Genomic DNA, 26,175 nt, shown 5'->3' with positions numbered 1-26,175 from the left:
TGCATTAATTCACCTCAGCGCTGGCCATGGATTGCAGGATCCGGTCGGCCGCTTGGATACGCATTTCTTTGACTAACAGTTCCATCTCACGGCTTTTAGCCAGTGCGGTGCGAGGGTCGTCTAAGTAATCGCGGCGAATTTCAATCTTGAAAGGCTGCGCCTCTTTGCCTGGCAAGGCCACGGCAAATTCGACGAAATAGATAAGCTCATACTCGGCCACATTGCCCGTTGGGTAAAGTGACAGGGTCGAACGCTCTAAGGAGTCGGTGATGAGCCTTAACACTGGCACATCATTGGCGGCATCGACAATCTTGACGTTGTTCAAACGTAACCGCTCACGCACCAAACGGGTGAGTTCGCTGTATTCGTCCGAGCTGCTCAAACTGAGTTGATTGAGCTGCTCGGGGATTTGATAGCTACGTTGAAGCTTAAAACCGCAACCTGCGCTGGTCATAATGACCAGCGCCATGATTGCGAAAGCTAAGCGTTTAATTAGCATAAGTTTTCGCGGTTTCCTGTTTGTCTTGTGGACAGCATCCGTTTATCACAGCAACGATGTTAGTTGGCAACGATGCTGAGCAGTTTACCGGGTACATAGATAACTTTACGAACCGTAACACCATCTAAGTACTTGATGACTTGCTCGTCCGCCATACCCAGCGCTTCAACAGATGCTTGGTCAGCATCGGCTGCGACAGTGATCTTAGCGCGCACTTTACCGTTCACTTGTACCACGATGAGTTTGCTGTCTTCTACCAGTGCAGATTCATCGACAACAGGCCATTGGCTGTCTTCGATGCTGTTGGTGTTGCCCAGTTCGTTCCACAGGGTAAAGCTTACGTGTGGGATGATTGGGTACAGTAAACGCACTACCGCAGTTAAAGCTTCGCCAATGATGGCTCGGTCTTGACCTGTGGTTTGTGGCGCTTTTTGCAGGTGGTTCATCAGTTCCATCACGGCGGCAACCGCGGTGTTGAACATCTGACGACGGCCGATATCATCGGTCACCTTAGCGATAGTCTTGTGCACTTCACGGCGCAGCGCTTTTTGCTCGCTAGTTAATTTGCTCACGTCTAACGCTTCGCTGTTGTCCTGCGCCACATAATCGCTGGCCAGTTTCCACAGACGTTTGATAAAGCGGTGCGCACCTTCAACGCCAGACTCTTGCCATTCCAGCGTTAATTCTGGTGGAGAGGCGAACATCATAAACAGACGAACTGTGTCGGCGCCGTATTTCTCTACCATCACCTGAGGATCGATACCGTTGTTTTTCGACTTAGACATCTTGCTCATACCGGTATAAACCAGTTCGTTGCCGTCTTTGTCGATAGCCTTAGTAATACGGCCCTTGTCGTCTTTTTCTGTAGTCACTACATCCAGTGGCGACACCCATACACGGGCACCTTTGTCGTTGGTGTAGTAGAAGGCATCGGCCAGAACCATACCCTGAGTCAGCAGTTGTTTTGCTGGCTCGTTAGTGTTTACTAGACCTGCGTCACGCAGCAACTTGTGGAAGAAACGGAAGTACAACAAGTGCATACAGGCGTGTTCGATACCACCAATGTACTGATCTACGGGTAACCAGTAGTTAGCCTTGGTTGGGTCTAACATTTGGTCAGCCTGTGGGCTGCAGTAACGGGCGTAATACCAAGAAGATTCCATAAAGGTATCGAAGGTATCGGTTTCGCGCAGCGCGTCTTGGCCGTTAACTTGGGTTTTCGCCCATTCTTTATCGGCCTTGATTGGGCTTTGGATACCATCCATCACCACATCTTCTGGCAGAATGACTGGCAGTTGATCTTCTGGCGTTGGGATCACAGTACCATCGGCTAAGGTCACCATAGGAATTGGCGCGCCCCAGTAACGCTGACGTGATACACCCCAGTCGCGCAGACGGTAGTTCACTTGGCGTTTGCCTTTACCTTCAGCCACTAACTTGTCGGCGATGGCATTGAAGGCACCGTCAAAATCTAAACCGTCGAATTCGCCAGAGTTAAACAGCACGCCTTTTTCGGTGTAAGCCGCTTCGCTGATGTCTAACTCGCCGTCAACAGGTTTGATAACCGCTTCGATGGGCAGATTGTACTTTTTAGCAAATTCGTAATCGCGTTGGTCGTGACCAGGAACAGACATCACAGCGCCGGTGCCGTAGTTCATCAGTACGAAGTTAGCCGCCCAAATGGGCACTTGTTTGCCAGTGATGGGGTGAATGGCGTATAGACCAGTCGCGACACCACGCTTTTCCATGGTGGCTAAATCGGCTTCAGACGTTGTGCTGTTTTTGCACTCATCGATAAAGGCAGCAAGCTCAGGGTTAGTTTGCGCTGCTAATTCGGCTAATGGGTGACCCGCAGCAATCGCCACATAGGTTACGCCCATCAGGGTATCTGGACGGGTAGTGTAGATGTCGAATGACTTGTCGCTACCAGCAACACCAAAGGTCATTTCCACGCCTTCGCTGCGACCAATCCAGTTGCGCTGCATGGTCTTAACTTGCTCAGGCCAGCCGTCTAAGGTGTCGATGTCGTTTAACAGTTCTTCGGCGTAGGCGGTGATCTTAATAAACCACTGTGGAATTTCTTTTTGTTCTACAGGGGTATCACAGCGCCAGCAGCAACCGTCTTGTACCTGCTCGTTAGCCAGTACGGTTTCATCGTTAGGGCACCAGTTAACAGAAGCCGTCTTCTTGTAAACTAAGCCTTTTTCGTACAGTTTAGTGAAGAACCATTGTTCCCAGCGGTAGTATTCTGGGGTGCAAGTGGCGATTTCACGGCTCCAGTCATAGCCAAAACCTAACAGTTTTAGCTGATTCTTCATGTACTCAATATTTTGATAAGTCCATGGCGCAGGAGCGGTTTTGTTGTTGATTGCGGCGTTTTCTGCTGGCAAACCGAAAGAGTCCCAACCGATAGGTTGTAGCACGTTTTTGCCTTGAAGACGCTGGAAGCGGGCAACCACATCGCCTATGGTATAGTTGCGAACGTGTCCCATGTGGAGTCGACCTGAAGGATAGGGGAACATCGAAAGGCAATAAAACTTTTCTTTGTTTGGATCTTCAGTAACTTCAAAGGTTTTGTTGTCGTGCCAGTGCTTTTGCACTAAGGCTTCAATTTCTGAGGGATTATATTGCTCTTGCATCACGCTATTTCCGGCAGTGCCGCCTATTTATTTGATCTAACGCCATATCGACGCGAATAAGATCTGCATAGAATAAACTAGAAGCGATGCATTAAAAAGGTTCTATGAAGGAGTATTGGTTATGAATGATAGAAGTAGTGCGCTACTAGGACTGTATCAAGCCTTAATTAACGAAGTGAAAGCGCAATTTGCGGAAGATAACTCGCTGACTGCAAAGAATTTATTTAAGTCTGTCACTCAAGGGAAAGAGTTTTTACGCCTCAAAGAACAAGCGGGGGAAGATGAGCTCGCCTTAGTGGAGCAATTCTTAAAGCGTGATATTGCCAGCTTTTTGCGTGAGCAAAACGCCGATAGCTTAAGTCACAGCCCAACGGTGATCACCCTAGAAAATACTCTATGGCATTGGTTAAGTGAAATCACTGACCGCAGCCAAGTGGAGTGGCATGAGTTGGCTCAAGACTTCAAACATCACGGTTATTACCAGAGTGGCGATATTGTTAGCCAAGGGGTGATGGTGTGCACTAATTGTGGCCATGAAATGAGTATTGAGTTCCCGGGAGTGATCCCAGATTGTCCCGAGTGTGACCATGAAGAGTTTACCCGCGAGGCGTTAACGCCTTAGTCTTATAGTTTTCCCAAAAATAAAAAACGACGCTCAGCGTCGTTTTTTTATGCGTCATCAACAGCCTTGGACATTGATATCGTAAAGCGGTGGTGTGCTGGCATCGGCAGCTTGGGTGTAGCGGAAATAACACTGATCGTCATCGACTAAGGTGTTGTCATTCAAGTCGTAGCCAATATACGTAATATCAATCCCTTGGTATTGAATAACGAGTTTAGCGTCTTTCACAATCCATTTCTCGATATCGGTATTGTCCAGATAACCCCACTTGAGGCGGGTTTCTGCCACGCCATCACCATCAAGATCAACGTCAATAATATCGTCACGGCCAGCAACGGCTTGGCTCTGCAAGCTCGGCATTTGGGTCTTGGAATAGGCTAAGGTATTCGCGGTTTTAACGCTGGCTTGGAGTTGCAGCAGGCTTTTTTCCCGCGCCTCTTTGCTCATGCCGATAAATTTCGGTGCCGCGATAACCGCTAAAATCCCCAGCACGATAATAACGACCACGAGCTCGATTAAGGTAAAGCCTTGATTGCGTTTGTGATTAATCATTTCAAATTCTGTTGCTGCTTTTGACGACGAATAAAACCGAGTAACAGCAGTGCTCCACATAGGGCTAACAGTGGTGTTTGGCCAATTTTGGCAAACCAAGTTTGACCTGTGACCAATGGAATCGTTGCGCTCAGTACGCCCGTTTCAAATTGTGGCAGTGCAGCTGTGATATTGCCATGCTCATCGACAACCGCTGTTACACCATTATTGGTGGCGCGAACCAAAGGGCGGCCCAATTCGATGGCGCGCATTTGGGCTATTTCCATATGCTGCAACGGACCATTTGAGGTGCCAAACCACGCATCATTCGATACGGTTAATAGCAGATCCGTACCGAGGTTAACACTGTCACGCAGCTGCTCTGGGAAGGCAATTTCATAACAAATTGCCGGAGCAATTTTATGGCCTACGGCGCTCAAATTCGGCTGTTGATAATCGCCCCGCGCGAAGGAGGACATGGGCAGATTGAAGAAAGGGGCAATCGGGCGCAGTAAGGCTTCAAAGGGCACAAACTCACCAATAGGCAGTAGATGATGTTTCTTAAACTGGTTGCTGCCATCGCTCTCATAATCCGGCGTGTCTTGCTGCTTCTGATTGTGGTTACCTAACACAATCAAAGAGTTATAAAACTCGTCATGTTGACGGCTAATAATCCCCGTAATGATTGAAGTGTGGTTAAGGTTGGCAACCTTGTTAGCATTATCCAAAAAGTCTTGCACCATAGATTCTGGCGCCGGGATCGCGGCCTCTGGCCAGACGATAATGTCAGCATCAAAGTGCTCGCGGGATAAATCCATGTATTTCAATAGGGTTGGCCAGAGTGCTTCGGGTTCCCATTTCATACTTTGGGGAATGTTTCCCTGAACAAGTGCAACTTTAACTGACTCGCCCGTTGGCTTTATTTGCGTTAGCTTTGGCGCAGCCCATGCCGCAGCTGCGATGATGGGCAGTAAAATCAACAAGCTTTTGTAGCGCTTGCTAAAACACAGAGCCAAGGCGCCAGCGAGCATCGCAATTAAGAAACTGAGTCCCAAAGCGCCAATAATACTCGCGAGTTCCTTTAATGGACCTTGGGTTTGGGAGTAGCCGGCCCAGATCCAGGGAAACCCTGTCATCACCCAGCCTCTGGCCCATTCGGTTAAGACCCAAAGCGCGGGGAAGAGTAATAGATTGCGCCATAACGAGGGCGTATTAGCGCGAGTCAACCACGCTAAACCTAGACCCGTTAAGGCCGGATAGAGGGCTAGATAGAGGGCTAGCAGCGCCATTAGCCCCACTGACGCGGCTAAGGGGAGGCCACCGAAGGTGTCCATGCTGACATGCACCCAACTGATCCCAACGGCAAAACAGCCAAAACCAAAGCTTAACCAATGGAAGAAGCTGGCTTTAGAACTTAGGGAACCACTTAGCCATAGGGCTAAGGCCATGGCGATGGGATAGATAATCCACAAGGAATAAGGGGCAAAGGAAAGCGCCGTACTGGCGCCTAAAATAAACGCCAGTACGAGCCGTAACACGCTCAGTCGGGACTTTTGTTGGGCAAAAGCCCGAATCTTAGTTAGCACGGATAATTCTTCTTACACTGAGCGTTATTCTACGTCTTCACCGATATTGGGATCGGGGAGTTTAACTCTGAGTTGGATTAAGCGTCTGGTATCGGCATTGATGACTTTAAATTCAATACCTTCGATCATAATGCTCTCATTACGCTCCGGCAGATGACCAAAGGCATGGGACACTAAACCACCGACGGTATCAAACTCTTCATCGCTGAAGTGAGTGTTGAATTCTTCGTTAAAATCCTCGATAGGCGTCAACGCTTTTACCATGTAGACAGTGTTACCGACCTTGCGGATCTCAGTGTCTTCAGGGCTATCGTGGTCGAATTCGTCTTCAATCTCACCGACAATTTCTTCGAGAATATCTTCAATGGTTACCAGACCCGATACGCCGCCGTATTCGTCGACGACAATCGCCATATGGTAACGCTGGGAGCGGAATTCTTTGAGTAACACATCGACGCGTTTGCTCTCAGGCACAACGACGGCGGGGCGGATCACGCGCTCAAGGGAGAAGGGTTCTTCACTGTTTGAGAAACCATAAGGGATCAAATCTTTAGCCAGTAAAATGCCTTCGATATGGTCCTTATCTTCGTTCACTACAGGGAAGCGAGAATGGCCTGAACCGATAACCGTTGCGAGCAATTCTTCGACGGTATTGTCGATTTGAATCGCGACAATTTGAGCTCGTGGGATCATAATATCCCGAACACGCATATCAGAAACTTCTAATACACCTTTGATCATTTCGCGGGTGTCTTCGGTGATTAACTCGCGCTGCTCTGCGCCATCAATCACATCGACTAAGTCTTCGCGATTTTGAGGTTCGCCCTGAAATAACTGACTAACTCTGTCAAACCAGCCTTTCTTTTGGGCGCTCGTACTCGGGGGGATATCGTCACTCATAGTTTTCTCATTAACTTTGATGTATGACATCTTAGCTAATTATTGTTCCTTATATGGGTCAGTAAAACCTAAGCTTTCAATGAGTTGAGTCTCTAGCGACTCCATCTCTTCGGCTTCTTCGTCTTCAATGTGATCATAACCTAGCAGATGCAGGCAACCATGTACAACCATGTGTGCCCAATGGGCTTCTAGGGTTTTATCTTGTTCACGCGCTTCATTTTCAACGACTGCGGCACAAATGACAAGATCTCCAAGCAGTGGAAGTTCAATTTCTGGTGGTGCTTCAAAGGGAAACGACAACACATTGGTCGGTTTGTCTTTGCCTCTGTAGGTGCTGTTTAGCATTTGGCTTTCACGGGCATCGACGATGCGAATTGTCAGCTCCGCCTGTTCCATGCTGTTACCAATGGCGGTTTTTACCCAGAGAGCAAACTGCTCTTCACTGGGCAGATAGTCACTCGCCGTGGCGTATTGCACATCTAAGGCTAAATCAAGACTCATGTTTTAAAACTTCCGGTTGCGTTTGTGGGTGCGCTTGTTGATAGTCGCGGTGCTCTTTTTCGGCCTTTAATGCCTGCTCTTTACGATCGTAAGCATCATAGGCTTCGACAATCCGGGCTACCACAGGGTGACGCACTACGTCTTGAGACACGAAGAAATTAAAACTGATTTCCTCGACTTGGCTCAGGACTTCAATGGCGTGGCGCAGACCCGACTTAACATGTTTGGGTAAGTCCGTCTGGGTGATGTCACCCGTGATCACCGCGCGTGAGTTGAAGCCAATACGGGTTAAGAACATCTTCATCTGTTCGACCGTGGTGTTTTGGCTCTCATCGAGAATAATAAAGGCATCGTTTAGGGTGCGACCACGCATATAGGCAAGTGGCGCCACTTCGATGACGTTTTTCTCGATTAAGCGTTCCACCTTTTCAAAGCCGAGCATTTCGAACAAGGCATCATAAAGTGGGCGCAGGTAAGGGTCGACTTTCTGGCTTAAATCGCCGGGTAAGAAGCCGAGTTTTTCCCCTGCTTCAACCGCGGGGCGGGTAAGCAGAATACGGCGCACTTCTTGACGCTCTAATGCATCAACGGCGGCGGCCACTGCTAAATAGGTTTTACCCGTTCCCGCAGGGCCAATACCAAAGGTAATATCATGGCGCACAATGTTGGCCACATAGGTGCTTTGGTTGGGGTTACGCGGTTTAATAACGCCACGGCGAGTTTTGATAAACAAGGCTTTATCATCACCGCTATCGTCCTGCTCTAAGGCGATGGCTTCTTGGATTGCCAAGTGCACTTGTTCAGGATCGAGATCCGGCGTGCTGCCCTTGACCGTTTGGGTCTCGATATAGAGCTGCTTAAGTAAGTTGTTAGCACTTAAACAGTTACGTGGCAGTCCGGTAATTTGAAAATGGTTGTTCTTACGGACTATCTCAACGCCAACGCGACGCTCAATCTGTTTGATATTGTCATCGAAGGGACCGCACAGCGAGGCCAAACGGCGGGTTTCTGCGGGTTCGAGATACAGATTCATTGTGGTTAATTTACTGGACAAATAGTACTCCTATTGTCAAATACCAAGCAAAGTGCTGAGTGAAAAGCCAAGTGCGATGCCTGTTTGCTATCGCAGTCTCTAATCAGAAGATAACCTCAGTTTACGAGCCATAGCGGATAATTGCTAACGGAAAATCGTTAAGCCCGAGGGTTTTGAATAGCTGCTCTATAGAAGGCAAAAGCCCACAAAACAAAAAGGGCGACACTGAGGTTAACTCACCATGTCGCCCTGATATAGGTGCTACTCGCTAAATTTTAAACCCTTAAGGTTTAAATTGTGTCACACCGAGATCGTCATCCTGTTTGTGTTTCGCCAGAATATCCGATGGGCGCAGGTTGCGGCGCAGATCCATTTCATCTTCACCGCGGATAAATTTACCGCGCAGTGAGTTAGTGTAAACGTCGACAATTTCGACATCCACAAAGCTACCGATGTGCTTTGGTAGGCCTTCAAAGTTGACGACACGGTTGTTTTCGGTACGGCCGCGCAGCTCCATGGGGTTTTTCACCGATGGGCCTTCAACCAGAATACGTTGTACTGTGCCCATCATATGGCGGCTGTAACGCATGGCTTGTTGAGTGATACGGTCCTGCAGAATCGCCAGACGTTGTTTTTTCTCTTCCATATCAACGTCATCGGGTAAATCTGCCGCAGGAGTACCAGGGCGCGCACTGTAGATAAAGCTAAAGCTGTGGTCAAAGCCTACATCTTCAATCAGCTTCATGGTATCGGCGAAGTCTTCTTTGGTTTCGCCTGGGAAGCCAATGATAAAGTCAGAGCTGATTTGGATATCAGGACGGGCTTTGCGCAGACGGCGGATGATTGACTTGTACTCAATCGCCATATGGCCACGCTTCATTGCCGTCAGAATGCGGTCAGAACCGGATTGCACAGGTAAATGCAGGAAGCTGACTAATTCAGGGGTATCTTCGTAAACGTCGATAATGTCCTGCGTAAATTCAATCGGGTGACTGGTGGTGAAGCGAATACGGTCGATACCATCGATAGCGGCGACATAGCGTAATAGCTCGGCAAAGGTACAAATGCCGCCGTCGTGGGTTGCACCACGGTAGGCGTTAACGTTTTGACCGAGCAGGTTGACTTCACGCACACCTTGTTCTGCCAGTTGGGCAATCTCGAGGATGATGTCGTCCGATGGACGGCTGACTTCTTCACCGCGGGTATAAGGCACCACGCAGAATGAGCAGTATTTGCTGCAACCTTCCATGATAGACACAAACGCCGTTGGGCCTTCGGCGCGCGGTTCTGGTAGACGGTCAAATTTTTCGATTTCAGGGAAGCTCACGTCGATCACGGCCTTTTCGCCACGACGCACTTGGTCGATCATATCCGGCAGACGGTGCAGTGTCTGTGGTCCAAAAATGATGTCGACGCATTGAGCACGGTCTTTGATCGCCTTACCTTCCTGCGATGCAACACAACCACCCACACCAATAATCAGGTCGGGATTTTTATCTTTGAGGGTTTTCCAACGACCTAACTGATGGAACACCTTTTCCTGCGCTTTTTCGCGGATAGAACAAGTGTTTAGCAGTAGAATGTCCGCTTCTTCTGCTTCTTCAGTCAAGGTGTAACCTTGGTATTCGCCTAAAAGATCCGCCATCTTGGATGAGTCATACTCATTCATTTGACAGCCCCAAGTTTTAATATGGAGTTTTTTGCTCATCAGTTGTGTTGCCCTACGCTGCCCAGTAAATATGTGCCCAAGCTGCCTTTGCCCTGTTAGAGACAAATCCGGCCGCCCAGTAAAAATAGCGCGACATTTTACCCGCAGTTATGGCCGCTGACCAGCTTTGTCCACATTTTTACTCGCCAATCCCCTGAGATTGTGATACCCACAAAGAAGCTAGGTTTATCTCAGCGGATGAGTTTTGTGCGAGGAATGGCTGGCTAAATTGGGCTGCATTTGCCATTTCTAACAAGCTATTACGGGCTTGAATGCTAATGTCTTCACGGATTTCGAGTCGAAATACGCTCAACATTTCCGTGGTATGTAGATATAGGGCATAATCGAGTGGGTCGCGATAACTGACTGTGATGGTTTCCATCACTGGCGTTGCCGCCAGAGCATGACTAAATGGGACTGCGCTGCAAATCAGTAGACTACTGGCTATCTGCAAGTGGATGAGTGTTTTCATGACATCCTCACTAACTCTATTAAGTGGATTCACTGGTAACTCGTCCCGAACGGCTAGGGCTCGCTAAGTGAGATGCTAATCGGCTTATCCCGCAGACCGCCTGAGATTCCCGCGGGGTTGACTTAGAGTGTAGTGGCTTTGTTAAGCGTGAAAACTTGCCTTTGTAAGCAACTGTGAGCAAATGCGCCCCTAGCAACATTTGCTCACCTTTGAGCTGAAATTGACATGCTTTTGATACAATGCCCGCGATCAGCGTGATGCGCTTTAAGCTTGAGCCTTAATTTCGAGCTCTAGCTAAGAGTAAAGTGCATCAGATAAATGGAAAGAATTCTAAAGAGTGGTAACTAAGATGAGCCAAGTGATAAGCCAAACACAGCAACCAAGCCAGACAACCACAGATACTCAACAATTTGATGTAATCCTTGTCGGTGGCGGTATGGTGGGCGCTGCAACGGCTATCGGACTGGCGAAGCAAGGCTTGCAGGTGGCGGTGATTGAATCATTTGCCCCCGAGGCTTATTCCCCCGAGCAGGCATTAGATGTGCGCGTGTCGGCGATAAGCGTGGCCTCTGAACAGTTACTCGAGCAGCTAGGCGCACTCGAGAGTCTGCTTAACATGCGTAATGTGCCTTATCTGGGCTTAGAAACCTGGGAGCTTGATGGCTGCATTACTCAATTCCATAGCTCACAAATTGGCGCGAGCCATTTAGGGCATATTGTTGAAAACCGTTTGGTGCAACTCGCCCTGTGGGAGCAAATGCAGCAATGGGATGCGATTAAATTGTTTTGCCCCGAGCGTGTGGCGACATTTTCGCGCCTCTCAGACGGGGTGAGCGTGCACTTACAATCCGGTATTCAGCTTGAGGCAAAGCTGCTCATCGGGGCCGATGGCGCCAACTCGCAGGTGCGTCAATGGGCGGGGATTGGCATTTCGGGTTGGGACTATGCCCAATCGGCGATGCTGATTAATATCCAAACCGCCCAAGGCCAGCAAGATGTCACTTGGCAACAATTTACCCCTAACGGCCCGCGCTCGTTATTACCTTTACCTGGCAATCATGCGTCGTTAGTCTGGTATGACGATGCCAATCGCATTAAACAGTTAATGCAGCTGAATCATAAGCAGCTTGCCGACCAAATCCGCCAGCATTTTCCCGCTCGCTTAGACAGTGACTTTACTGTCGAAGCCAAAGGCAGTTTTGCCCTCACGCGCCGCCACGCGAATGCCTATTTTAAGCCGAATGTGGTGATTTTAGGGGATGCTGCGCACACCATTAACCCGTTGGCGGGCCAAGGGGTTAACCTCGGCTTTAAAGATGTCGAGGCCTTACTAACGGTAATCAAGACTGCATTAATCGAGGATAAACCTTGGTGGTCCACCGAGGTATTAAACGCCTATCAAGCCAAACGTTATCGCGATAATCAGCTGATGATGACGACCATGGATGTGTTTTACGCAGGCTTTAGTAATGACATTCTGCCACTTAAATTACTGCGTAACGGCGCGTTAAAACTGGCCAATATTAATTCTCCCATCAAGCGAACCGTGCTGAAGTATGCGATGGGGCTCAATTAGGCCACATCGTGAGTGCTGACTCACTCGGCATTTGTTGACTTACGCATTGAGTGCTAAAATGCCGCGTTTTTAACGAGCATAAGCGGCATTATTAACTCAAGATGGTCGTCCATGTGCGCTTTGCCATCGACCAATTAACGCAGTATTGAGTGCCATTAGTGAGTGTCATGAGCGAAATTAAATTAATCGTAGGTCTTGCCAATCCGGGCGCCGAATATGCGCAGACTCGCCATAATGCGGGAGCTTGGTATGTGGAAGAATTGGCCCGCATCTGTGGCGTCAGCTTAGTGCCGGATAGCAAGTATTTTGGCCTCACCGCCAGAGCCGTATTGCATGGCAAAGATGTGCGTTTGCTGATCCCAACCACCTATATGAACTTAAGCGGCAAAGCCGTGGGGGCCTTAGCGAATTTCTTCCGTATTACGCCTGAAGAAATTCTAGTGGCCCACGATGAGTTGGATATGCCGCCAGGTGTGGCTAAGTTTAAACTCGGTGGCGGTCATGGTGGCCATAACGGTTTAAAAGACATTATTGCTAAACTGGCTAATGATAAAAACTTCTACCGTTTACGGATTGGGATTGGCCATCCTGGCGATAAGAATAAAGTCAGTGGTTACGTACTGGGTAAGGCGCCAGCCAAAGAACAAGAGCTGATCAACGCCGCCGTGGATGAAGCTGTACGCTCCACTGAAGTGCTATTTAAAGAGGACATGGTGAAAGCCATGACTCGCTTACACTCCTTTAAAGCAGAGTAAGCCCAGTGCTCGCGGCCCGCGAAAGGACGGCGAACACAAGACAATAGAATTAATCAATGTACTGCCTAAGGGCAGGCTGACTATAAACTTGCTGGTGAGTGTGACTCGCCAGCCTATCATCGAGAGAAAGGTAAGAATATGGGTTTTAAATGCGGCATTGTTGGTCTTCCTAACGTAGGTAAATCAACGCTTTTTAATGCGTTAACTAAGGCTGGCATCGAAGCGGCAAACTTCCCGTTTTGTACCATCGAGCCAAACACTGGCGTTGTACCTGTGCCGGATCCACGCTTAGATGCGCTGGCGGCAATTGTAAATCCGCAACGTGTACTGCCAACCACCATGGAATTCGTGGATATTGCTGGTCTAGTAGCGGGCGCGTCTAAAGGTGAAGGCTTAGGTAACAAGTTCCTTGCTAACATCCGCGAAACCGATGCTATCGGTCACGTGGTGCGCTGCTTTGAAGATGACAACATTGTCCACGTGGCTAACCGTGTTGACCCTGCGCGCGATATAGAAGTCATCAACACTGAATTGGCATTAGCCGACTTAGATAGTTTAGAGCGTGCGGTGATCCGCCAACAAAAACGCGCTAAGGGTGGCGACAAAGACGCTAAATTTGAAGTGGATGTACTCGAGAAGATGCGTCCCATCCTCGATGAAGGCCATATGCTGCGTTCTATGGAACTGTCTAAGGAAGAATTAGAAGCTGTTGCTTACTTAAACTTCTTAACCTTAAAGCCAACCATGTACATCGCTAACGTGGCTGAAGATGGTTTCGAAAACAACCCACACTTAGATGCAGTACGTGCCATTGCTGAAAAAGAAAATGCCATTGTCGTGTCTGTGTGTGCCGCCATTGAGTCAGAACTGGCTGAAATGGAGGCCGAAGAGCGTGATGAGTTTATGGCTGACCTCGGGTTAGAAGAGCCAGGGTTAGACCGCGTGATCCGCGCTGGATACCAATTGCTGAACCTGCAAACTTACTTCACAGCGGGTGTAAAAGAAGTGCGTGCTTGGACCGTTTCTGTAGGCGCGACGGCACCACAAGCGGCGGGCGTTATTCACACCGACTTCGAACGTGGCTTTATTCGTGCTCAAGTAATGGCATTTGATGACTTTATTACCTATAAAGGTGAAGCGGGCGCCAAAGAAGCGGGTAAGTTACGTGTAGAAGGCAAGACATACATTGTTCAAGACGGTGATGTCATGCACTTCCTGTTTAACGTATAACAGCTTTGATAAAAAGGGCTAAGCTTTAGAAAGTAAGGCAAAATACGGGCAACAGAGGTTGATTTAGCGCATCTGTTGCTCAGTTTGGTGAAGTAATAGCCGAACGGTTTGCCTCGAGGAAAATAGCGAAAAAAAGCTGTTGACCTCGATACCTCGAATAAGCATAATACGCCCCGTTCCTCGCTACGAGGGGCGCGCAATAACGAAGTGGCAATGTAGCTCAGCTGGTTAGAGCACAGCACTCATAATGCTGGGGTCGCAGGTTCAAGTCCCGCCATTGCTACCATTTCGTTATCCTAGCGTTTGCTAGCATCAATTCAGGATGTCAACTTGAAGCAGTGCGGGAATGGTGAAATTGGTAGACACGCCAGATTTAGGTTCTGGTGCCGAAAGGTGTGAGAGTTCAAGTCTCTCTTCCCGTACCATTATTTTTAAACATCGGCGTAAGCGGATGTATGAAACAAGTTAGTGATGGGGTATCGCCAAGCGGTAAGGCACCGGGTTTTGATCCCGGCATACCTAGGTTCGAATCCTAGTACCCCAGCCATCATTTCATGTTTCTCAGTTTTTGGGGTATCGCCAAGCGGTAAGGCACCGGGTTTTGATCCCGGCATACCTAGGTTCGAATCCTAGTACCCCAGCCATGGCAATGTAGCTCAGCTGGTTAGAGCACAGCACTCATAATGCTGGGGTCGCAGGTTCAAGTCCCGCCATTGCTACCATATTTAAATCCACGTTAAATCAGTTTGATTTATCTGGTAAAAATCCAGAGACGCCTTTGTTTGCCAATCTGGTACATTTTGATGCGGGAATGGTGAAATTGGTAGACACGCCAGATTTAGGTTCTGGTGCCGCGAGGTGTGAGAGTTCAAGTCTCTCTTCCCGTACCATCAAAGTGCAACCTTTAAGGTTGATAACAAGTTAATTGGGGTATCGCCAAGCGGTAAGGCACCGGGTTTTGATCCCGGCATACCTAGGTTCGAATCCTAGTACCCCAGCCATAGTTAAAAAGCCCGTCCTACGACGGGCTTTTTGCTTTTTGTCTTTTGTATGTGCTTATCGAGTTACTCTCTATTACTTCGTTATTTTTCAATCTTCTTTGCCGATATCGTTAGCGTGCTATGGCATCACTAGCGCAAGCCTTGAATTGTGGCTATGTGCTAATGGCTAAGATGTGCTTAATTGGTGTTTATTGAGATAAAAAAGCCACAGTGCTGAATAAACACTGTGGCCGATACCGACAAATGTAAAATGCGACTTAAACGCTCGCCGAGCGTTGAGTAGTGGTTATTGTACGGGTTTAACTTCTTTAACCGCTGCGGGGGTTGCGACTTCGCTTACCGCCTTTTCAAGCACCGCTTCCTGCGTCGCTTTTACATCGCCTGTGGCAACCGCTTTTAGGGGCGCAGCCGCTGGAACTTGTTCTTGCAGTTTCTCCGTGCCTGCATCTATCGCCTTTTGCTGTAGTTTTTGCGGATCTGTGTAGTCAGCCAGTTCTTTAGGCCAGCTTGGTACCAGTTTTTCTGCCTGATCGGTAAATTGCTCAGAGATAATTTTTGGCGAGCCACCCGTAAGCAACATCACCGCCATTTGGTTGGTTTCTGAGTTCCACACAAAGCCTGCTTTTTCGGCCATTTCCGGCACAGGCGTATAGGTCGATACCATATAAAACAGCGGACCTTCCTGTTGGATTTTATCGGCGGTTTTTAGCAGCGATACTGTGGTCTCGTAGTTGTCACCTAGCAGGACCTTCATCCGATCTTTAATCAGTGGCTGTTCGAACAGCCCCACGTCGTTTGGATTTAATCCGACAAGGGGTTTTAGCAGTGCCCACATCAGTTGGCCTTGGGGGGACATTAACAGCAGCGGAGCAACACAGGCATTAAGCATTAATGCGAGCCAAATAATGTTAAGGCAACGCATTTTTTTGAGCAGAGTTGTACTCAAGATGATATTTCCTTTGGAAGTACCAGCAAGTCGCCGGCGGCGGATTGTAGCCGATTGTAATTCTGTAAACGAGAGGGGTGAATAAGTAAATTTTTACTGGGATTAGAGGGGGAAAGGTAAAGTTTTATCTAATTGAATTTGTATTGTTTTTACAATTGTTTCTGTGTTCTCAGCTTCTTTTTTTACACTGTGAGTTTGTGATATTTCCCATCAACCTTGCCGTTATACCGTACTTGAGATGTAAAGAATGTAAATTTGAGTTTGTTGATAATAAATATCATTTAATCTCTATCCAATTAATTTTCGTTAATACAGGCTATTAGCTAACGGTTGGTGGCGATTTAGGCGCTCGCCTAATATCCCTTCTTGAGAGTCAGTCATTGAAATTAAAAGTCAGTAAATCATCGCTTTCCTTCGCTCGGATTATTCATGTTTATGTCTCTATGGCACTGCTGCTGTTAATGCTGTTTTTTGCTATTACTGGGATCACTTTAAACCACCCCAATTGGTTTTCTTCAGCGGATCAAGAACCGCGACATGAACAGTTTGATATTCCTAACTACTTGATACCAGCTGCGCCACAGGAGCCTGAGTGGCGTTTAGCGGCGGGGCATTGGTTAAAAAGCCAATGGGATATGGATATCGGTACTGCCGATATTGATGAGGATGAGATAAGCCTAGTGAATAAAGGCCCTGGCACCTATCGCACCGTCACCTTAGATCTGCTCGACGGTAAAGCCTATGTTGAGACCTTAGATTATGGCGTTATTGCGGTGCTGAACGATCTACACAAGGGGCGCAATACTGGGATTGTCTGGGCTTGGGTGTTAGATCTCTGCGCCTTGTTGATTATTCTCTTTTCGCTCACCGGCGCCTATTTGCTAGTACCTCAAACGAAACGATTGAAAAAATCCTTGTTGTATATGGTGCTTGTCAGTTCAGGCTGCGCACTTGTGTATGTCTATTTTGTTCCATAGGGAGAACCGATTAATGATGCGTCAGCTTATACGCACCAGCGCCATCGGTGCGTTGTTTGTGAGTTCAGCGGTATTTGCCGCACCGAAAATGACCATTGATTTGACCTTACCTGAAATTACTGAGGGTCAGTATCACAGACCCTATGTGGCAGTGTGGGTTGAGGATGCCAAGGGTCAAACCGTTAAAACCATAAGCCTATGGGTATGGGATGAGGGGCATAAATGGCTCAAGGATATTCGTCGTTGGTGGCGAAAGGCTGGGCGCGAAGACATGAGCTTTGTTGACGGTATCGCCTCGGCGACTAAGCCCGCAGGCCATTACAAAATTGATTGGGACTTAACGGATGATGCGGGTAAACCGCTGACTCCAGCCTCCTACACAGTGTTTATCGAAGTGGTACGCGAGCACGGTGGGCGTGATCTTGTGAGACAAAATATTGATTTAACTGCGGGGGATTTTACCGCCCAGCTACCAGCGACCACTGAAACTGGCGTGATTGATATTCGCTTAAGCGGTATGACTCGCTAAGCCTTGCACTTTACTGAAAGGATATGAAGATGAAACTACGTTTACTTGCCTTAGTTAGCGCGCTCTGCATCAGCCCATTGGCGAGCAGCCATGATCGCTGGATTTTACCTAGCCACTATAATGTCTCGGCCGAAAGCCAAGAGGCGGTGTGGATCACCTCCGACGTTTCCGCCAGTAACCAAGTGTTTATGTTTGATAAACCGGTCACCGCAAGCGATGTGCGAGTGCACTTACCCGATGGTAAGCCAAGCTCCCCAAGCTCAAGCTACACTGGTGGTCGTAAATCGGTTTTCGACGTGCAATTATTGCAAGATGGTACCTATAAGTTCGAGAAAGAAGTCACGCCGAGATACTTTTCTGTCTACAAAATCAAAGGTAAAGAAGGCATGGTACGCAGTCGACTCGATAAAAAAGCGACAGCGGCCGTGATGCCAAAGGATGCCTATGAGCTTAAAGGCTCATTAAATGTGGCGCGGGTCGAAACCTATGTGACTCGCAACAAACCCACCGATAAGGTATTAGCGCCGAAAGGTGAATACTTGGAATTGGTGCCTATTACCCATCCCGCTGATATTGTTGAAAATGAACCCGCAACACTGCAGTTTGTTTACGATGGTAAGCCTGTCGAAGGCGTGAGTGTGGCGATCATGAAGGATGGCAGCCTGTACCGTAACAAGCCAGAAGAAATCAGTTTAACTTCGGATAAAGAAGGTAAAGTGGCGATGACGCTGCCAGCAGCTGGTCGTTATCTGCTGCATGCCTCTATTGAACGTCCAAGTCCTGATAAATCTCTTGCCGATAAAACAGTTAGCGAAATCTTTTTGACCTTCGAAGCAGGGCTTGAATAAGCGCATGCTTTAACGCTCCCCATGCCCACGAATTCATTTGTGGGCATTTCCTACTTAAGTTCGCACTATTATACTTTGGCACTAGCATCTGAGCCTGAGCTTCAGTAAGCTGCACTGGTGTATCGTTCTTGATGCATCCCAAGCGCATAACGATTAGAATAGCGCAATTCCACCCCAATTTGACTGTGTTGACCTTTAGCGTCGGCACGGGTTGCTTTTGTTTTAAAGGAGACGAAAGAAGTTATGACTAAGGTTCCTATGACAGTTGTCGGTGCAGAACAGCTGCGTAAAGAGTTAGATATGCTCAAGTTTGAACGTCGCCCGAAAATCACTGAAGCGATTGCCTCAGCGAGAGAGTTAGGTGACCTAAAGGAAAACGCGGAATATCATGCAGCCCGTGAAGAGCAAGGGATCTGTGAAGCGCGTATCCGTGACATTGAAGGCAAACTTTCTAACGCGCAGATCATCGATGTGACTAAGATGGTGAACAATGGTCGTATTATTTTTGGCGCGACTGTCACTATCTTAAATCTCGATACCGATGCTGAAGTCACTTACCGTATCGTGGGCGATGATGAAGCCAACATCAAAGAAAACCTGATTTCAGTTAATTCTCCGATTGCCCGTGGTTTAGTGGGTAAGAATGAAGGTGATGAAGTGTCGATTGCCACCCCAGGTGGTTTGACCGATTACGAAATTATTTCGGTACAATATATCTAAGTCTTAGTACGCCAGACTCGATTGTTTTACCGATAAAAAGCCGCCTAGGGCGGCTTTTTTTATACCTAAAACACTGCAAGATCAGAATCTTCAGCGCACAAATTCGCAAGATGGATAAAGTTTAACTTGCCTCTAAAGCGGTAGTTACCTAAGCTGCATGCTTGGAGTTTTCTATGCATTCATCAGGTTCTTTACGAAAGCTATCCAAGAAAGTGTGGTTTCTTCTGTAAATATTTCATCACGTAAATGGTTGCGTGTACCTTTTAGGAACTGAGTTTGATTAAGCACTGGCGCCAAGGATTAATGTTACTCTGCATGTCGATCATTTTGATCGCCCATGCGGGTGGCTATGCGCCGCGCAGCTTAACCGCCCAGCAACTGCATTTAGTGCCTCAAACTGTAGTGACAAAGGCGCTTACCGCAGATACGCTGTCACTCTCAGTGCAAGAGAGCACTGCATCACATCACTCAACTGCACCATCGACTGCGAGCGATAGCAAAGCTGTCTGCACAGCTTCAGATAAGGCACAAGCCACCGATTGCTCAGAGTCTGAATTAGTCAGTCACTCGGATGATTTTAACTTTGCTCCGATAAACTCCCAGCGTTTTATCAATCTTGTTCAGCATGATATGCGTGAGGTGAAACCTAATTACCTGTTGGCTTTCGAGTTTGTGCCTGAGCCCGCGCCTGCATTAGGGGAAAATATCCGCCTCGATGCTCGCCCGGATTGGACCCTCTTAGCCGAGTCTTCACCCGCGCGGATCTCCGGCTGGAAAGTCTCCAACCTGCAATATCGCTTTAGTCAGCAAGCCGCTTAACTCACTTCTCTGTCGCAAGTTAGCAAGGCTCATCCAGCAAGATACCGCTTGAGTTCCTCACCTGAACGATACGCTTCTACGGATACCCTTGATTAACTTTGCATTTTGTCATCCGAAACCTGTACCCGATAACCGAATGTCAAAGCCTGCGGAGTGATTGCCAAAGGTGCGACTAAACCGTATTGGATTTAAATCCATTCGGTTTAGACGAGTTTAACTAGTTATCACCACTGAGTTTGCACGCGCTTAGCGCACTCCTTGTGGGATCCGTGTTTACAGGTTTCACCGTACATACAGTGATTGTTCGCTCATGTTTATTAGCGCTACAGATGGCTATCAGAGCGGGCAATACCATGCGAGTGATATCTATGGATAAAATTCAGAGTAAAAAGCTGCTAAATCATTATTCAGCTTGGAAATACATTGTGCTTATCGTCACGATTATCGTGATGTTATTTAGCGCCTTACCGACTTGGTATGGAGAAGACGCCGCCGTGCAGGTGGGCGCAAAAGCGGGGCTTAACTTAACTCCTATTGAACTGCGGGATAAATTAATGGCGCAGGGGGTTGAGGTTAAGCGTATCGAAGTTAAGCATGCCCAACATGGCAGTGCCAACAACTCAGAAGATGGGCAAACCCTTATCGTGCTCAATGATGACAGCGAGCAAACCTTGGTAAAGACCTTAGTGTCATCCATGGTGAGTGAGCCGAAAGAGCTCACGCTGGCACTGGTGAGTGCTGCGCCGAGTTGGCTGCAAAATATGGGCTTTGAACCGATTAAACTCGGGCTCGATTTGCGCGGTGGGGTGCAATTTTTGCTGGATGTGGATGTGCAGCCTGTCTATCAAGCCCAAGCAGATGCATTAGTTGAGTCCCTTCGACAGTTTTTGCGTGAACAGCAAATTCGCGGCGCCAGTGTGCGTATTGATAGCACGCGCGATGACGCAGGATTGCAAATAGCAATTGCATTTAATGACGCGGCTCAATCCACCAATAACACACGCTCAACCATTCGCCAGTTTATGCAGCAAAGCTACCCGACTTGGCAATTAACCAATGCGGATAATGGCTTAGTGGTAAAACTCGCTCAAGAAGAGCAAATCAAGTTACGTAATTTAACCGTCCAGCAAAACCTGCAAATTATGCGTAGCCGGATTGAGGAGCTGGGCATCACTGAGGCTCTAGTACAGCGTCAGGGCGAACACCGTATCCGTATCGAACTCCCCGGCGTACAAGACCCGGCTGCCGCGAAAAACGTGATTGGTGCGACCGCTAGTCTGGCCTTTTTTGAAGTCAAAGAATCGGGTTCGGTGAATGCGCAGGTGCTGAAGGATAAATCTGGAAATCCTGTTTATGTGGCACGCACGCCAGTATTGGGCGGCGATCATATTGTCGATGCCCGCGCCAATATTGGCGAAATGGGCATGGCCGAAGTGAACATTCACCTCGACCGTATCGGTGGCCAAAAAATGTCGGAGTTCTCCCGCGCCAATATTGGTAAGCCGATGGCAACATCCTACAGCGAATATAGCCGGGATGAGCAGGGCAAAGCTAAGCAAACCCAAGAGATCATTAGTGTCGCGACTATTCAATCACAGCTCGGAGATCGCTTTAGAATTACGGGCGCTGGCACCTATCAAGAGGCGCAGCAATTAGCGCTGCTGCTACGCGCAGGCTCAATGACGGCGCCCGTGACCATTGTTGAAGAGCGCACCATTGGCCCGACTCTTGGCGCCGAAAACATTCAAAACGGGTTTGCTGCGCTCGGCCTTGGCATGGGAATCACCTTGCTGTTTATGGCGCTCTGGTACCGCCGTCTTGGTTGGGTGGCCAATGTGGCCTTGATTGCCAACATGGTTATTCTCTTTGGTTTGTTGGCATTGATCCCCGGCGCGGTATTGACCTTACCAGGCATTGCCGGTCTGGTGTTAACAGTCGGCATGGCGGTCGATACCAACGTACTGATCTTCGAGCGGATTAAAGACAAGTTGAAAGAGGGGCGCAGCTTCGCTATGGCTATCGACACTGGCTTTGACAGTGCATTTTCAACCATTTTCGACGCTAACTTCACCACTATGATCACCGCGGTTGTGCTCTATTCCATCGGTAATGGCCCCATCCAAGGCTTTGCCTTGACCTTAGGTTTAGGTCTGCTGACCAGTATGTTTACCGGTATTTTTGCCTCAAGAGCCTTAATCAACCTTGTCTATGGGCGTGATGCGCGCCGCCATGTGAGGGTATAAGTATGAAGAATATCAATCTGACTAAATGGCGCTATATTTCGAGCGCTATCTCTATCTTTTTAATGCTGGCCTCACTCACTATCATCGGGATGAAAGGCTTTAACTGGGGCCTAGACTTTACGGGCGGTGTGGTGACCGAAGTTCAGCTCGATAAACGGATCACCAGTAGTGAGCTGCAACCCTTATTAAATGCGGCTTATCAGCAAGAGGTTACGGTGATTTCGGCCAGTGAGCCTGGGCGTTGGGTATTGCGCTATGCCGACACTGCACAAAGTAATGTTGATATTGCGCAAACCTTAGCGCCACTAGGTGAGGTGCAAGTGCTGAACACCAGTATTGTCGGCCCGCAAGTGGGTAAAGAGTTAGCGGAGCAGGGCGGTCTTGCTTTGTTGGTGGCCATGCTGTGTATTTTAGGGTATTTGAGTTATCGCTTCGAATGGCGTCTCGCCTCAGGTGCGATATTTGCACTGGTGCACGACGTGATTTTTGTACTCGCCTTTTTCTCACTAACCCAAATGGAGTTTAATTTAACCGTGCTCGCCGCCGTGCTGGCGATTTTAGGTTATTCGCTCAACGATTCGATCATTATCGCCGACCGTATTCGGGAGTTATTGATTGCTAAGCCGAAACTTGCAATTCAAGAAACGAATAACCAAGCGATTGTGGCAACCTTTTCCCGAACTATGGTGACCTCTGGAACCACCTTAATGACGGTCGGAGCGTTATGGATTATGGGTGGTGGGCCGTTAGAAGGATTCTCGATAGCCATGTTTATCGGCATCTTGACTGGCACCTTCTCATCCATTTCTGTTGGTACTTCATTGCCTGAGTTTTTAGGATTAAACTCTGAACATTATAAAGTACAAGTCATCACCGACACGCCTTAAGTGCTAAAAACAAAACGGCCACTCGCTTGAGTGGCCGTTTTGTTTAAGGCTGGAAAATTACTTCGCTCTTGGCAGAGCAATTTTCATTTCAGGCGATTGACGATAAATCACCAGAATATGACCAATAAGTTGCACTTTTGCAGATTGAGTTTCACGTACTATGGCATCAACGATGGCATTTTTTAGCTCTCTATCGGTAGAGGCTACTTTCACTTTAATCAGTTCATGATAAGCGAGTGCGCTTTCAATTTCAGCGAGTACACCTTCAGTCAATCCATTGGCACCAAGCAGCACCACTGGCTTTAAATTATGCGCCAGGCCTTTTAAATGCTGTTTTTGTTTGGTTGTTAAGTTCATTTCTACCAACTTTTGCTGAGTTACTGTTGAAAAACCGCTATTCTACCCTTATATAGCCTTTGTGTAACTCTCAATTGTTGCGGATTTTAAATGTCAGGTAAAAAACGTACGGCCAGTTCCACCCGTTGGATGCAGGAACACTTTGATGATCATTATGTCAAACTAGCACAGAAACGGGGATTGCGTTCTCGCGCTGCGTTTAAGCTTGAGGAGCTCCAAGAGAAGGACCAGTTGATCCGCCCAGGAATGACAGTAGTTGATTTGGGGGCAGCGCCAGGTGGTTGGTCTCAGGTAGCTGTTAAGCTAGTCGGAGACAGAGGTAAAGTTATCGCCTGCGATATTTTGCCAATGGATCCCATCGTCGGCGTGGATTTCTTGCAAGGGGATTTTCGTGAAGAGAAAGTGCTCGAAGCATTGCTAACTCGCGTCGGTGCGGATAAGGTTGACGTTGTATTATCTGATATGGCGCCCAACATGAGTGGTTCCGATGGTGTCGATCAGCCGCGCGCCATGTATTTAGTCGAACTGGCGTTAGATATGTGTCATCAAGTATTGGCACCTAACGGCAGTTTTGCGGTCAAAGTCTTTCAGGGGGAGGGGTTTGACGAATATATGAAGGCGGTAAAAGACGCATTCAAAGTAGTAAAAACACGTAAACCGGACTCGTCGCGGGCACGCTCCCGTGAAGTCTATCTTGTGGCGACAGGGTACAAGTTGTAGTACCCTAGCGTTAATCATCGCAAGACTTTATGAGGTCTAGTAATTTGAGTGACATGGCAAAAAATCTAATACTCTGGGTTGTCATCGCCGTCGTGCTGATGTCAGTGTTTCAGGGTTACTCCCCCTCTTCTTCGTCATCGCAGAAGATGGATTATTCTACTTTCCTAGACAATGTTCGTGATGGACAAGTCGCCAGTGTTGAAGTGAAAAGTGACCAACGTACTATCGAAGGTTCTAAGCGCACGGGCGAAAAATTCACGACCATCATGCCACTGTATGACCAAGATTTAATTAATGATCTTGACCGTAAAGGCATCACCATGAAAGGCCAAGAAGCCGAAGAATCGGGTTTCTTAACCCAGATCTTTATTTCTTGGTTCCCGATGTTATTGCTGATTGGGGTATGGATTTTCTTTATGCGCCAGATGCAGGGGGGCGGTGGCAAAGGCGCTATGTCCTTTGGCAAGAGCAAAGCCAAGCTGATGAGCGAAGACCAAATCAAGACCACTTTTGCTGACGTTGCAGGCTGTGATGAAGCCAAAGAAGAAGTGAAAGAGCTGGTCGATTATCTGCGTGATCCAACCAAATTCCAAAAACTGGGTGGCCGTATTCCAACGGGCGTGCTCATGGTTGGCCCACCAGGTACTGGTAAAACTCTACTGGCTAAAGCGATTGCGGGCGAGTCAAAGGTACCTTTCTTTACCATTTCAGGTTCTGACTTCGTAGAAATGTTCGTCGGTGTCGGTGCATCTCGTGTGCGTGACATGTTTGAACAGGCGAAAAAATCTGCGCCATGTATCATCTTTATCGACGAAATCGATGCCGTAGGTCGCCAACGTGGCGCAGGCTTAGGTGGTGGTCACGATGAGCGTGAGCAAACCCTTAACCAAATGCTGGTTGAGATGGACGGCTTCGAAGGTAACGAAGGGATTATCGTGATTGCGGCGACCAACCGCCCAGACGTATTGGACTCTGCGCTGCTGCGTCCAGGTCGTTTTGACCGTCAAGTGGTTGTGGGTCTACCGGACGTTCGCGGTCGTGAGCAAATCCTTAAAGTGCATATGCGTAAAGTGCCACTTTCTGAAGATGTCAAAGCCAGCGTTATTGCCCGTGGTACGCCAGGTTTCTCTGGTGCTGATTTAGCTAACTTAGTTAACGAAGCGGCTCTGTTTGCGGCGCGTGGTAACCGCCGTGTTGTCGGTATGGAAGAATTCGAGCGTGCAAAAGACAAGATCATGATGGGTGCTGAGCGCCGCTCTATGGTGATGTCGGAAGCCGAGAAAGAAATGACGGCATACCACGAAGCGGGCCACGCGATTGTGGGCTGTTTAGTGCCAGAGCATGACCCTGTGCACAAAGTCACCATTATCCCGCGTGGTCGTGCGTTAGGTGTGACCTTCTTCTTACCTGAGGCCGATGCGATTAGCCAAAGCCGTCGTAAGTTAGAAAGCCAGATTTCGGTTGCCTACGGTGGTCGTTTAGCCGAAGAGCTGATCTACGGCAGCGAAAAAGTGTCTACAGGCGCTTCGCAAGACATTAAGTACGCGACATCGATTGCCCGTAACATGGTGACCCAATGGGGCTTCTCCGACAAACTCGGTCCATTACTCTATGCCGAGGAAGAAGGTGAAGTGTTCTTAGGTCGTAGCATGGGTAAAGCCAAGGCGATGTCCGATGAAACCGCGACGCTTATCGATGCCGAGGTGAAAGCCTTTATTGATAAGAACTATGGCCGAGCTAAGCAAATCCTGCTGGATAACATCGATATTCTGCATTCGATGAAAGACGCGCTGATGAAGTATGAGACCATTGATTCACTGCAAATTGACGATTTAATGAACCGTCGTGAAGTGCGTCAGCCTGCCGATTGGCAAGCGGATGACAATGGTTCAAACGACAAAGGCAATGGCAAAGGTGAACCTGCCGTTAAAGTCGACGAAGTGGTAAAAACTGCTCCCGTTGAGGCAGAGCTGAAAGATGCCGATGAGTCACCCGTTAAGTAGCGGTTGTTAATTGAAAGAGAACCCCGTTAAGGGGTTTTCTTGTTTTATCTTGCTAGAAAATTGACTGCGCTGT

General features: G+C 48.2%; 24 protein-coding genes and 7 tRNA genes. 20 read left to right on the top strand and 11 right to left on the bottom strand.

Annotated elements, in window-relative coordinates; genetic code table 11:
• Positions 1-4 precede the first annotated feature (4 nt).
• Positions 5-499 (bottom strand): LPS-assembly lipoprotein LptE, encoded by a 495-nt coding sequence (locus SHD_RS17235; protein ID WP_023268301.1) that lies wholly within the window; start codon positions 497-499, stop codon positions 5-7.
• Between the two features lie 59 nt (positions 500-558).
• The gene (gene leuS / locus SHD_RS17230) at positions 559-3,138 is read right to left on the bottom strand and encodes a leucine--tRNA ligase (protein ID WP_023268300.1); all 2,580 of its coding nucleotides are present in this window, start codon (positions 3,136-3,138) and stop codon (positions 559-561) included.
• A gap of 121 nt (positions 3,139-3,259) precedes the next feature.
• Here leuS and SHD_RS17225 point away from each other — a divergent pair, with 121 nt between their 5' ends.
• Positions 3,260-3,760: a zinc ribbon-containing protein gene (locus tag SHD_RS17225; protein ID WP_023268299.1), complete on the top strand. Its 501-nt coding sequence runs from the start codon at positions 3,260-3,262 to the stop codon at positions 3,758-3,760.
• 57 nt (positions 3,761-3,817) lie between these two features.
• On the opposite strand, the gene SHD_RS17220 is transcribed toward SHD_RS17225, so the two are convergent.
• The 7 genes from SHD_RS17220 to SHD_RS17190 all read right to left on the bottom strand — a co-directional run bounded on the left by SHD_RS17220 (position 3,818) and on the right by SHD_RS17190 (position 10,491).
• Complete coding sequence (locus tag SHD_RS17220) at positions 3,818-4,312, bottom strand: type II secretion system protein (protein ID WP_023268298.1); 495 nt, start codon at positions 4,310-4,312, stop codon at positions 3,818-3,820.
• On the bottom strand, positions 4,309-5,877 hold the full coding sequence (gene lnt / locus SHD_RS17215) for an apolipoprotein N-acyltransferase (RefSeq protein WP_023268297.1): 1,569 nt from the start codon (positions 5,875-5,877) through the stop codon (positions 4,309-4,311). Before lnt ends, SHD_RS17220 begins: the two co-directional genes overlap by 4 nt.
• Before the next feature lie 24 nt (positions 5,878-5,901).
• Positions 5,902-6,777, bottom strand: coding sequence for a CNNM family magnesium/cobalt transport protein CorC (gene corC / locus SHD_RS17210; protein ID WP_039978917.1), 876 nt, complete (start codon positions 6,775-6,777; stop codon positions 5,902-5,904).
• A 39-nt stretch (positions 6,778-6,816) separates the two neighbouring features.
• Positions 6,817-7,278: an rRNA maturation RNase YbeY gene (gene ybeY / locus SHD_RS17205; protein WP_023268295.1), complete on the bottom strand. Its 462-nt coding sequence runs from the start codon at positions 7,276-7,278 to the stop codon at positions 6,817-6,819.
• A complete protein-coding gene (locus tag SHD_RS17200; RefSeq protein ID WP_039978627.1) occupies positions 7,268-8,332 on the bottom strand; it encodes a PhoH family protein in 1,065 nt (354 codons plus the stop codon). The genes ybeY and SHD_RS17200 overlap by 11 nt, the downstream gene beginning before the upstream one ends.
• A 262-nt stretch (positions 8,333-8,594) precedes the next feature.
• Positions 8,595-10,019 (bottom strand): tRNA (N6-isopentenyl adenosine(37)-C2)-methylthiotransferase MiaB, encoded by a 1,425-nt coding sequence (gene miaB, locus SHD_RS17195; protein ID WP_023268293.1) that lies wholly within the window; start codon positions 10,017-10,019, stop codon positions 8,595-8,597.
• 139 nt (positions 10,020-10,158) lie between these two features.
• A complete protein-coding gene (locus tag SHD_RS17190) occupies positions 10,159-10,491 on the bottom strand; it encodes a hypothetical protein (RefSeq protein ID WP_023268292.1) in 333 nt (110 codons plus the stop codon).
• A gap of 349 nt (positions 10,492-10,840) precedes the next feature.
• On the opposite strand from SHD_RS17190, the gene SHD_RS17185 reads away from it, so the two are divergent.
• From SHD_RS17185 to SHD_RS17140, 10 genes are all read left to right on the top strand, one after another.
• Positions 10,841-12,067, top strand: coding sequence for an FAD-dependent monooxygenase (locus SHD_RS17185; RefSeq protein ID WP_023268291.1), 1,227 nt, complete (start codon positions 10,841-10,843; stop codon positions 12,065-12,067).
• Positions 12,068-12,234: 167 nt separating this feature from the next.
• Positions 12,235-12,822, top strand: a complete 588-nt coding sequence (gene pth / locus SHD_RS17180; RefSeq protein ID WP_011621799.1) for an aminoacyl-tRNA hydrolase — start codon at positions 12,235-12,237, stop codon at positions 12,820-12,822.
• 138 nt (positions 12,823-12,960) lie between these two features.
• A complete protein-coding gene (gene ychF / locus SHD_RS17175) occupies positions 12,961-14,052 on the top strand; it encodes a redox-regulated ATPase YchF (RefSeq protein WP_023268290.1) in 1,092 nt (363 codons plus the stop codon).
• A gap of 209 nt (positions 14,053-14,261) precedes the next feature.
• Positions 14,262-14,338, top strand: a tRNA-Met gene (locus SHD_RS17170).
• Between the two features lie 54 nt (positions 14,339-14,392).
• A tRNA-Leu gene (locus SHD_RS17165) sits at positions 14,393-14,477 on the top strand.
• 47 nt (positions 14,478-14,524) lie between these two features.
• Positions 14,525-14,599, top strand: a tRNA-Gln gene (locus SHD_RS17160).
• A 22-nt stretch (positions 14,600-14,621) separates the two neighbouring features.
• Positions 14,622-14,696 (top strand) — tRNA-Gln (locus SHD_RS17155).
• A 1-nt stretch (position 14,697) separates the two neighbouring features.
• Positions 14,698-14,774 (top strand) — tRNA-Met (locus SHD_RS17150).
• 83 nt (positions 14,775-14,857) lie between these two features.
• Positions 14,858-14,942 (top strand) — tRNA-Leu (locus SHD_RS17145).
• Between the two features lie 36 nt (positions 14,943-14,978).
• A tRNA-Gln gene (locus SHD_RS17140) sits at positions 14,979-15,053 on the top strand.
• A 286-nt stretch (positions 15,054-15,339) separates the two neighbouring features.
• On the opposite strand, the gene SHD_RS17135 is transcribed toward SHD_RS17140, so the two are convergent.
• Positions 15,340-15,975 (bottom strand): hypothetical protein, encoded by a 636-nt coding sequence (locus SHD_RS17135; RefSeq protein WP_039978626.1) that lies wholly within the window; start codon positions 15,973-15,975, stop codon positions 15,340-15,342.
• A gap of 404 nt (positions 15,976-16,379) precedes the next feature.
• On the opposite strand from SHD_RS17135, the gene SHD_RS17130 reads away from it, so the two are divergent.
• From SHD_RS17130 to secF, 7 genes are all read left to right on the top strand, one after another.
• Positions 16,380-16,976 carry a PepSY-associated TM helix domain-containing protein gene (locus SHD_RS17130; protein ID WP_023268288.1) on the top strand — a complete coding sequence of 199 codons (597 nt, stop codon included), beginning with the start codon at positions 16,380-16,382 and terminating at the stop codon, positions 16,974-16,976.
• A 16-nt stretch (positions 16,977-16,992) separates the two neighbouring features.
• On the top strand, positions 16,993-17,505 hold the full coding sequence (locus SHD_RS17125) for a DUF2271 domain-containing protein (protein ID WP_039978915.1): 513 nt from the start codon (positions 16,993-16,995) through the stop codon (positions 17,503-17,505).
• A 29-nt stretch (positions 17,506-17,534) separates the two neighbouring features.
• Positions 17,535-18,353, top strand: coding sequence for a DUF4198 domain-containing protein (locus SHD_RS17120; RefSeq protein ID WP_039978625.1), 819 nt, complete (start codon positions 17,535-17,537; stop codon positions 18,351-18,353).
• A gap of 243 nt (positions 18,354-18,596) precedes the next feature.
• Entirely contained in the window at positions 18,597-19,073 is a 477-nt protein-coding gene (greA, locus tag SHD_RS17115; protein ID WP_039978624.1) for a transcription elongation factor GreA, read from the top strand.
• Between the two features lie 303 nt (positions 19,074-19,376).
• Positions 19,377-19,892, top strand: coding sequence for a hypothetical protein (locus SHD_RS17110; protein ID WP_039978913.1), 516 nt, complete (start codon positions 19,377-19,379; stop codon positions 19,890-19,892).
• Positions 19,893-20,260: 368 nt separating this feature from the next.
• Positions 20,261-22,135, top strand: a complete 1,875-nt coding sequence (secD, locus tag SHD_RS17105) for a protein translocase subunit SecD (protein WP_023268283.1) — start codon at positions 20,261-20,263, stop codon at positions 22,133-22,135.
• Positions 22,136-22,137: 2 nt separating this feature from the next.
• A complete protein-coding gene (secF, locus tag SHD_RS17100) occupies positions 22,138-23,022 on the top strand; it encodes a protein translocase subunit SecF (RefSeq protein ID WP_023268282.1) in 885 nt (294 codons plus the stop codon).
• Positions 23,023-23,079: 57 nt separating this feature from the next.
• On the opposite strand, the gene yhbY is transcribed toward secF, so the two are convergent.
• Positions 23,080-23,379 (bottom strand): ribosome assembly RNA-binding protein YhbY, encoded by a 300-nt coding sequence (gene yhbY, locus SHD_RS17095; protein ID WP_011716136.1) that lies wholly within the window; start codon positions 23,377-23,379, stop codon positions 23,080-23,082.
• Positions 23,380-23,469: 90 nt separating this feature from the next.
• Here yhbY and rlmE point away from each other — a divergent pair, with 90 nt between their 5' ends.
• Positions 23,470-24,099: a 23S rRNA (uridine(2552)-2'-O)-methyltransferase RlmE gene (rlmE, locus tag SHD_RS17090; protein WP_023268281.1), complete on the top strand. Its 630-nt coding sequence runs from the start codon at positions 23,470-23,472 to the stop codon at positions 24,097-24,099.
• Positions 24,100-24,128: 29 nt separating this feature from the next.
• Positions 24,129-26,102: an ATP-dependent zinc metalloprotease FtsH gene (gene ftsH, locus SHD_RS17085; RefSeq protein ID WP_039978623.1), complete on the top strand. Its 1,974-nt coding sequence runs from the start codon at positions 24,129-24,131 to the stop codon at positions 26,100-26,102.
• Positions 26,103-26,175 lie beyond the last annotated feature (73 nt).

Source organism: Shewanella decolorationis S12, from assembly GCF_000485795.1.
Taxonomy (GTDB): Bacteria; Pseudomonadota; Gammaproteobacteria; order Enterobacterales; family Shewanellaceae; genus Shewanella; species Shewanella decolorationis.
The sequence above is the reverse complement of the archived record's forward strand: the minus strand, read 5'-3'. Positions and strand labels throughout refer to the sequence as shown.

What these genes read in the sequence shown, in the direction of transcription:
- SHD_RS17185 (WP_023268291.1), top strand. Translation starts at nt 10,841, where the DNA reads ATGAGCCAAGTGATAAGCCAAACACAGCAACCAAGCCAGACAACCACA.
- SHD_RS17235 (WP_023268301.1), bottom strand. Translation starts at nt 499, where the DNA reads ATGCTAATTAAACGCTTAGCTTTCGCAATCATGGCGCTGGTCATTATG.
- SHD_RS17110 (WP_039978913.1), top strand. Translation starts at nt 19,377, where the DNA reads ATGTTACTCTGCATGTCGATCATTTTGATCGCCCATGCGGGTGGCTAT.
- leuS (WP_023268300.1), bottom strand. Translation starts at nt 3,138, where the DNA reads ATGCAAGAGCAATATAATCCCTCAGAAATTGAAGCCTTAGTGCAAAAG.
- secF (WP_023268282.1), top strand. Translation starts at nt 22,138, where the DNA reads ATGAAGAATATCAATCTGACTAAATGGCGCTATATTTCGAGCGCTATC.
- SHD_RS17220 (WP_023268298.1), bottom strand. Translation starts at nt 4,312, where the DNA reads ATGATTAATCACAAACGCAATCAAGGCTTTACCTTAATCGAGCTCGTG.
- secD (WP_023268283.1), top strand. Translation starts at nt 20,261, where the DNA reads ATGGATAAAATTCAGAGTAAAAAGCTGCTAAATCATTATTCAGCTTGG.
- SHD_RS17135 (WP_039978626.1), bottom strand. Translation starts at nt 15,975, where the DNA reads ATGCGTTGCCTTAACATTATTTGGCTCGCATTAATGCTTAATGCCTGT.
- rlmE (WP_023268281.1), top strand. Translation starts at nt 23,470, where the DNA reads ATGTCAGGTAAAAAACGTACGGCCAGTTCCACCCGTTGGATGCAGGAA.
- ychF (WP_023268290.1), top strand. Translation starts at nt 12,961, where the DNA reads ATGGGTTTTAAATGCGGCATTGTTGGTCTTCCTAACGTAGGTAAATCA.
- greA (WP_039978624.1), top strand. Translation starts at nt 18,597, where the DNA reads ATGACTAAGGTTCCTATGACAGTTGTCGGTGCAGAACAGCTGCGTAAA.
- ybeY (WP_023268295.1), bottom strand. Translation starts at nt 7,278, where the DNA reads ATGAGTCTTGATTTAGCCTTAGATGTGCAATACGCCACGGCGAGTGAC.
- miaB (WP_023268293.1), bottom strand. Translation starts at nt 10,019, where the DNA reads ATGAGCAAAAAACTCCATATTAAAACTTGGGGCTGTCAAATGAATGAG.
- SHD_RS17125 (WP_039978915.1), top strand. Translation starts at nt 16,993, where the DNA reads ATGCGTCAGCTTATACGCACCAGCGCCATCGGTGCGTTGTTTGTGAGT.
- corC (WP_039978917.1), bottom strand. Translation starts at nt 6,777, where the DNA reads ATGAGTGACGATATCCCCCCGAGTACGAGCGCCCAAAAGAAAGGCTGG.
- ftsH (WP_039978623.1), top strand. Translation starts at nt 24,129, where the DNA reads ATGAGGTCTAGTAATTTGAGTGACATGGCAAAAAATCTAATACTCTGG.
- yhbY (WP_011716136.1), bottom strand. Translation starts at nt 23,379, where the DNA reads ATGAACTTAACAACCAAACAAAAACAGCATTTAAAAGGCCTGGCGCAT.
- SHD_RS17225 (WP_023268299.1), top strand. Translation starts at nt 3,260, where the DNA reads ATGAATGATAGAAGTAGTGCGCTACTAGGACTGTATCAAGCCTTAATT.
- pth (WP_011621799.1), top strand. Translation starts at nt 12,235, where the DNA reads ATGAGCGAAATTAAATTAATCGTAGGTCTTGCCAATCCGGGCGCCGAA.
- SHD_RS17190 (WP_023268292.1), bottom strand. Translation starts at nt 10,491, where the DNA reads ATGAAAACACTCATCCACTTGCAGATAGCCAGTAGTCTACTGATTTGC.
- SHD_RS17120 (WP_039978625.1), top strand. Translation starts at nt 17,535, where the DNA reads ATGAAACTACGTTTACTTGCCTTAGTTAGCGCGCTCTGCATCAGCCCA.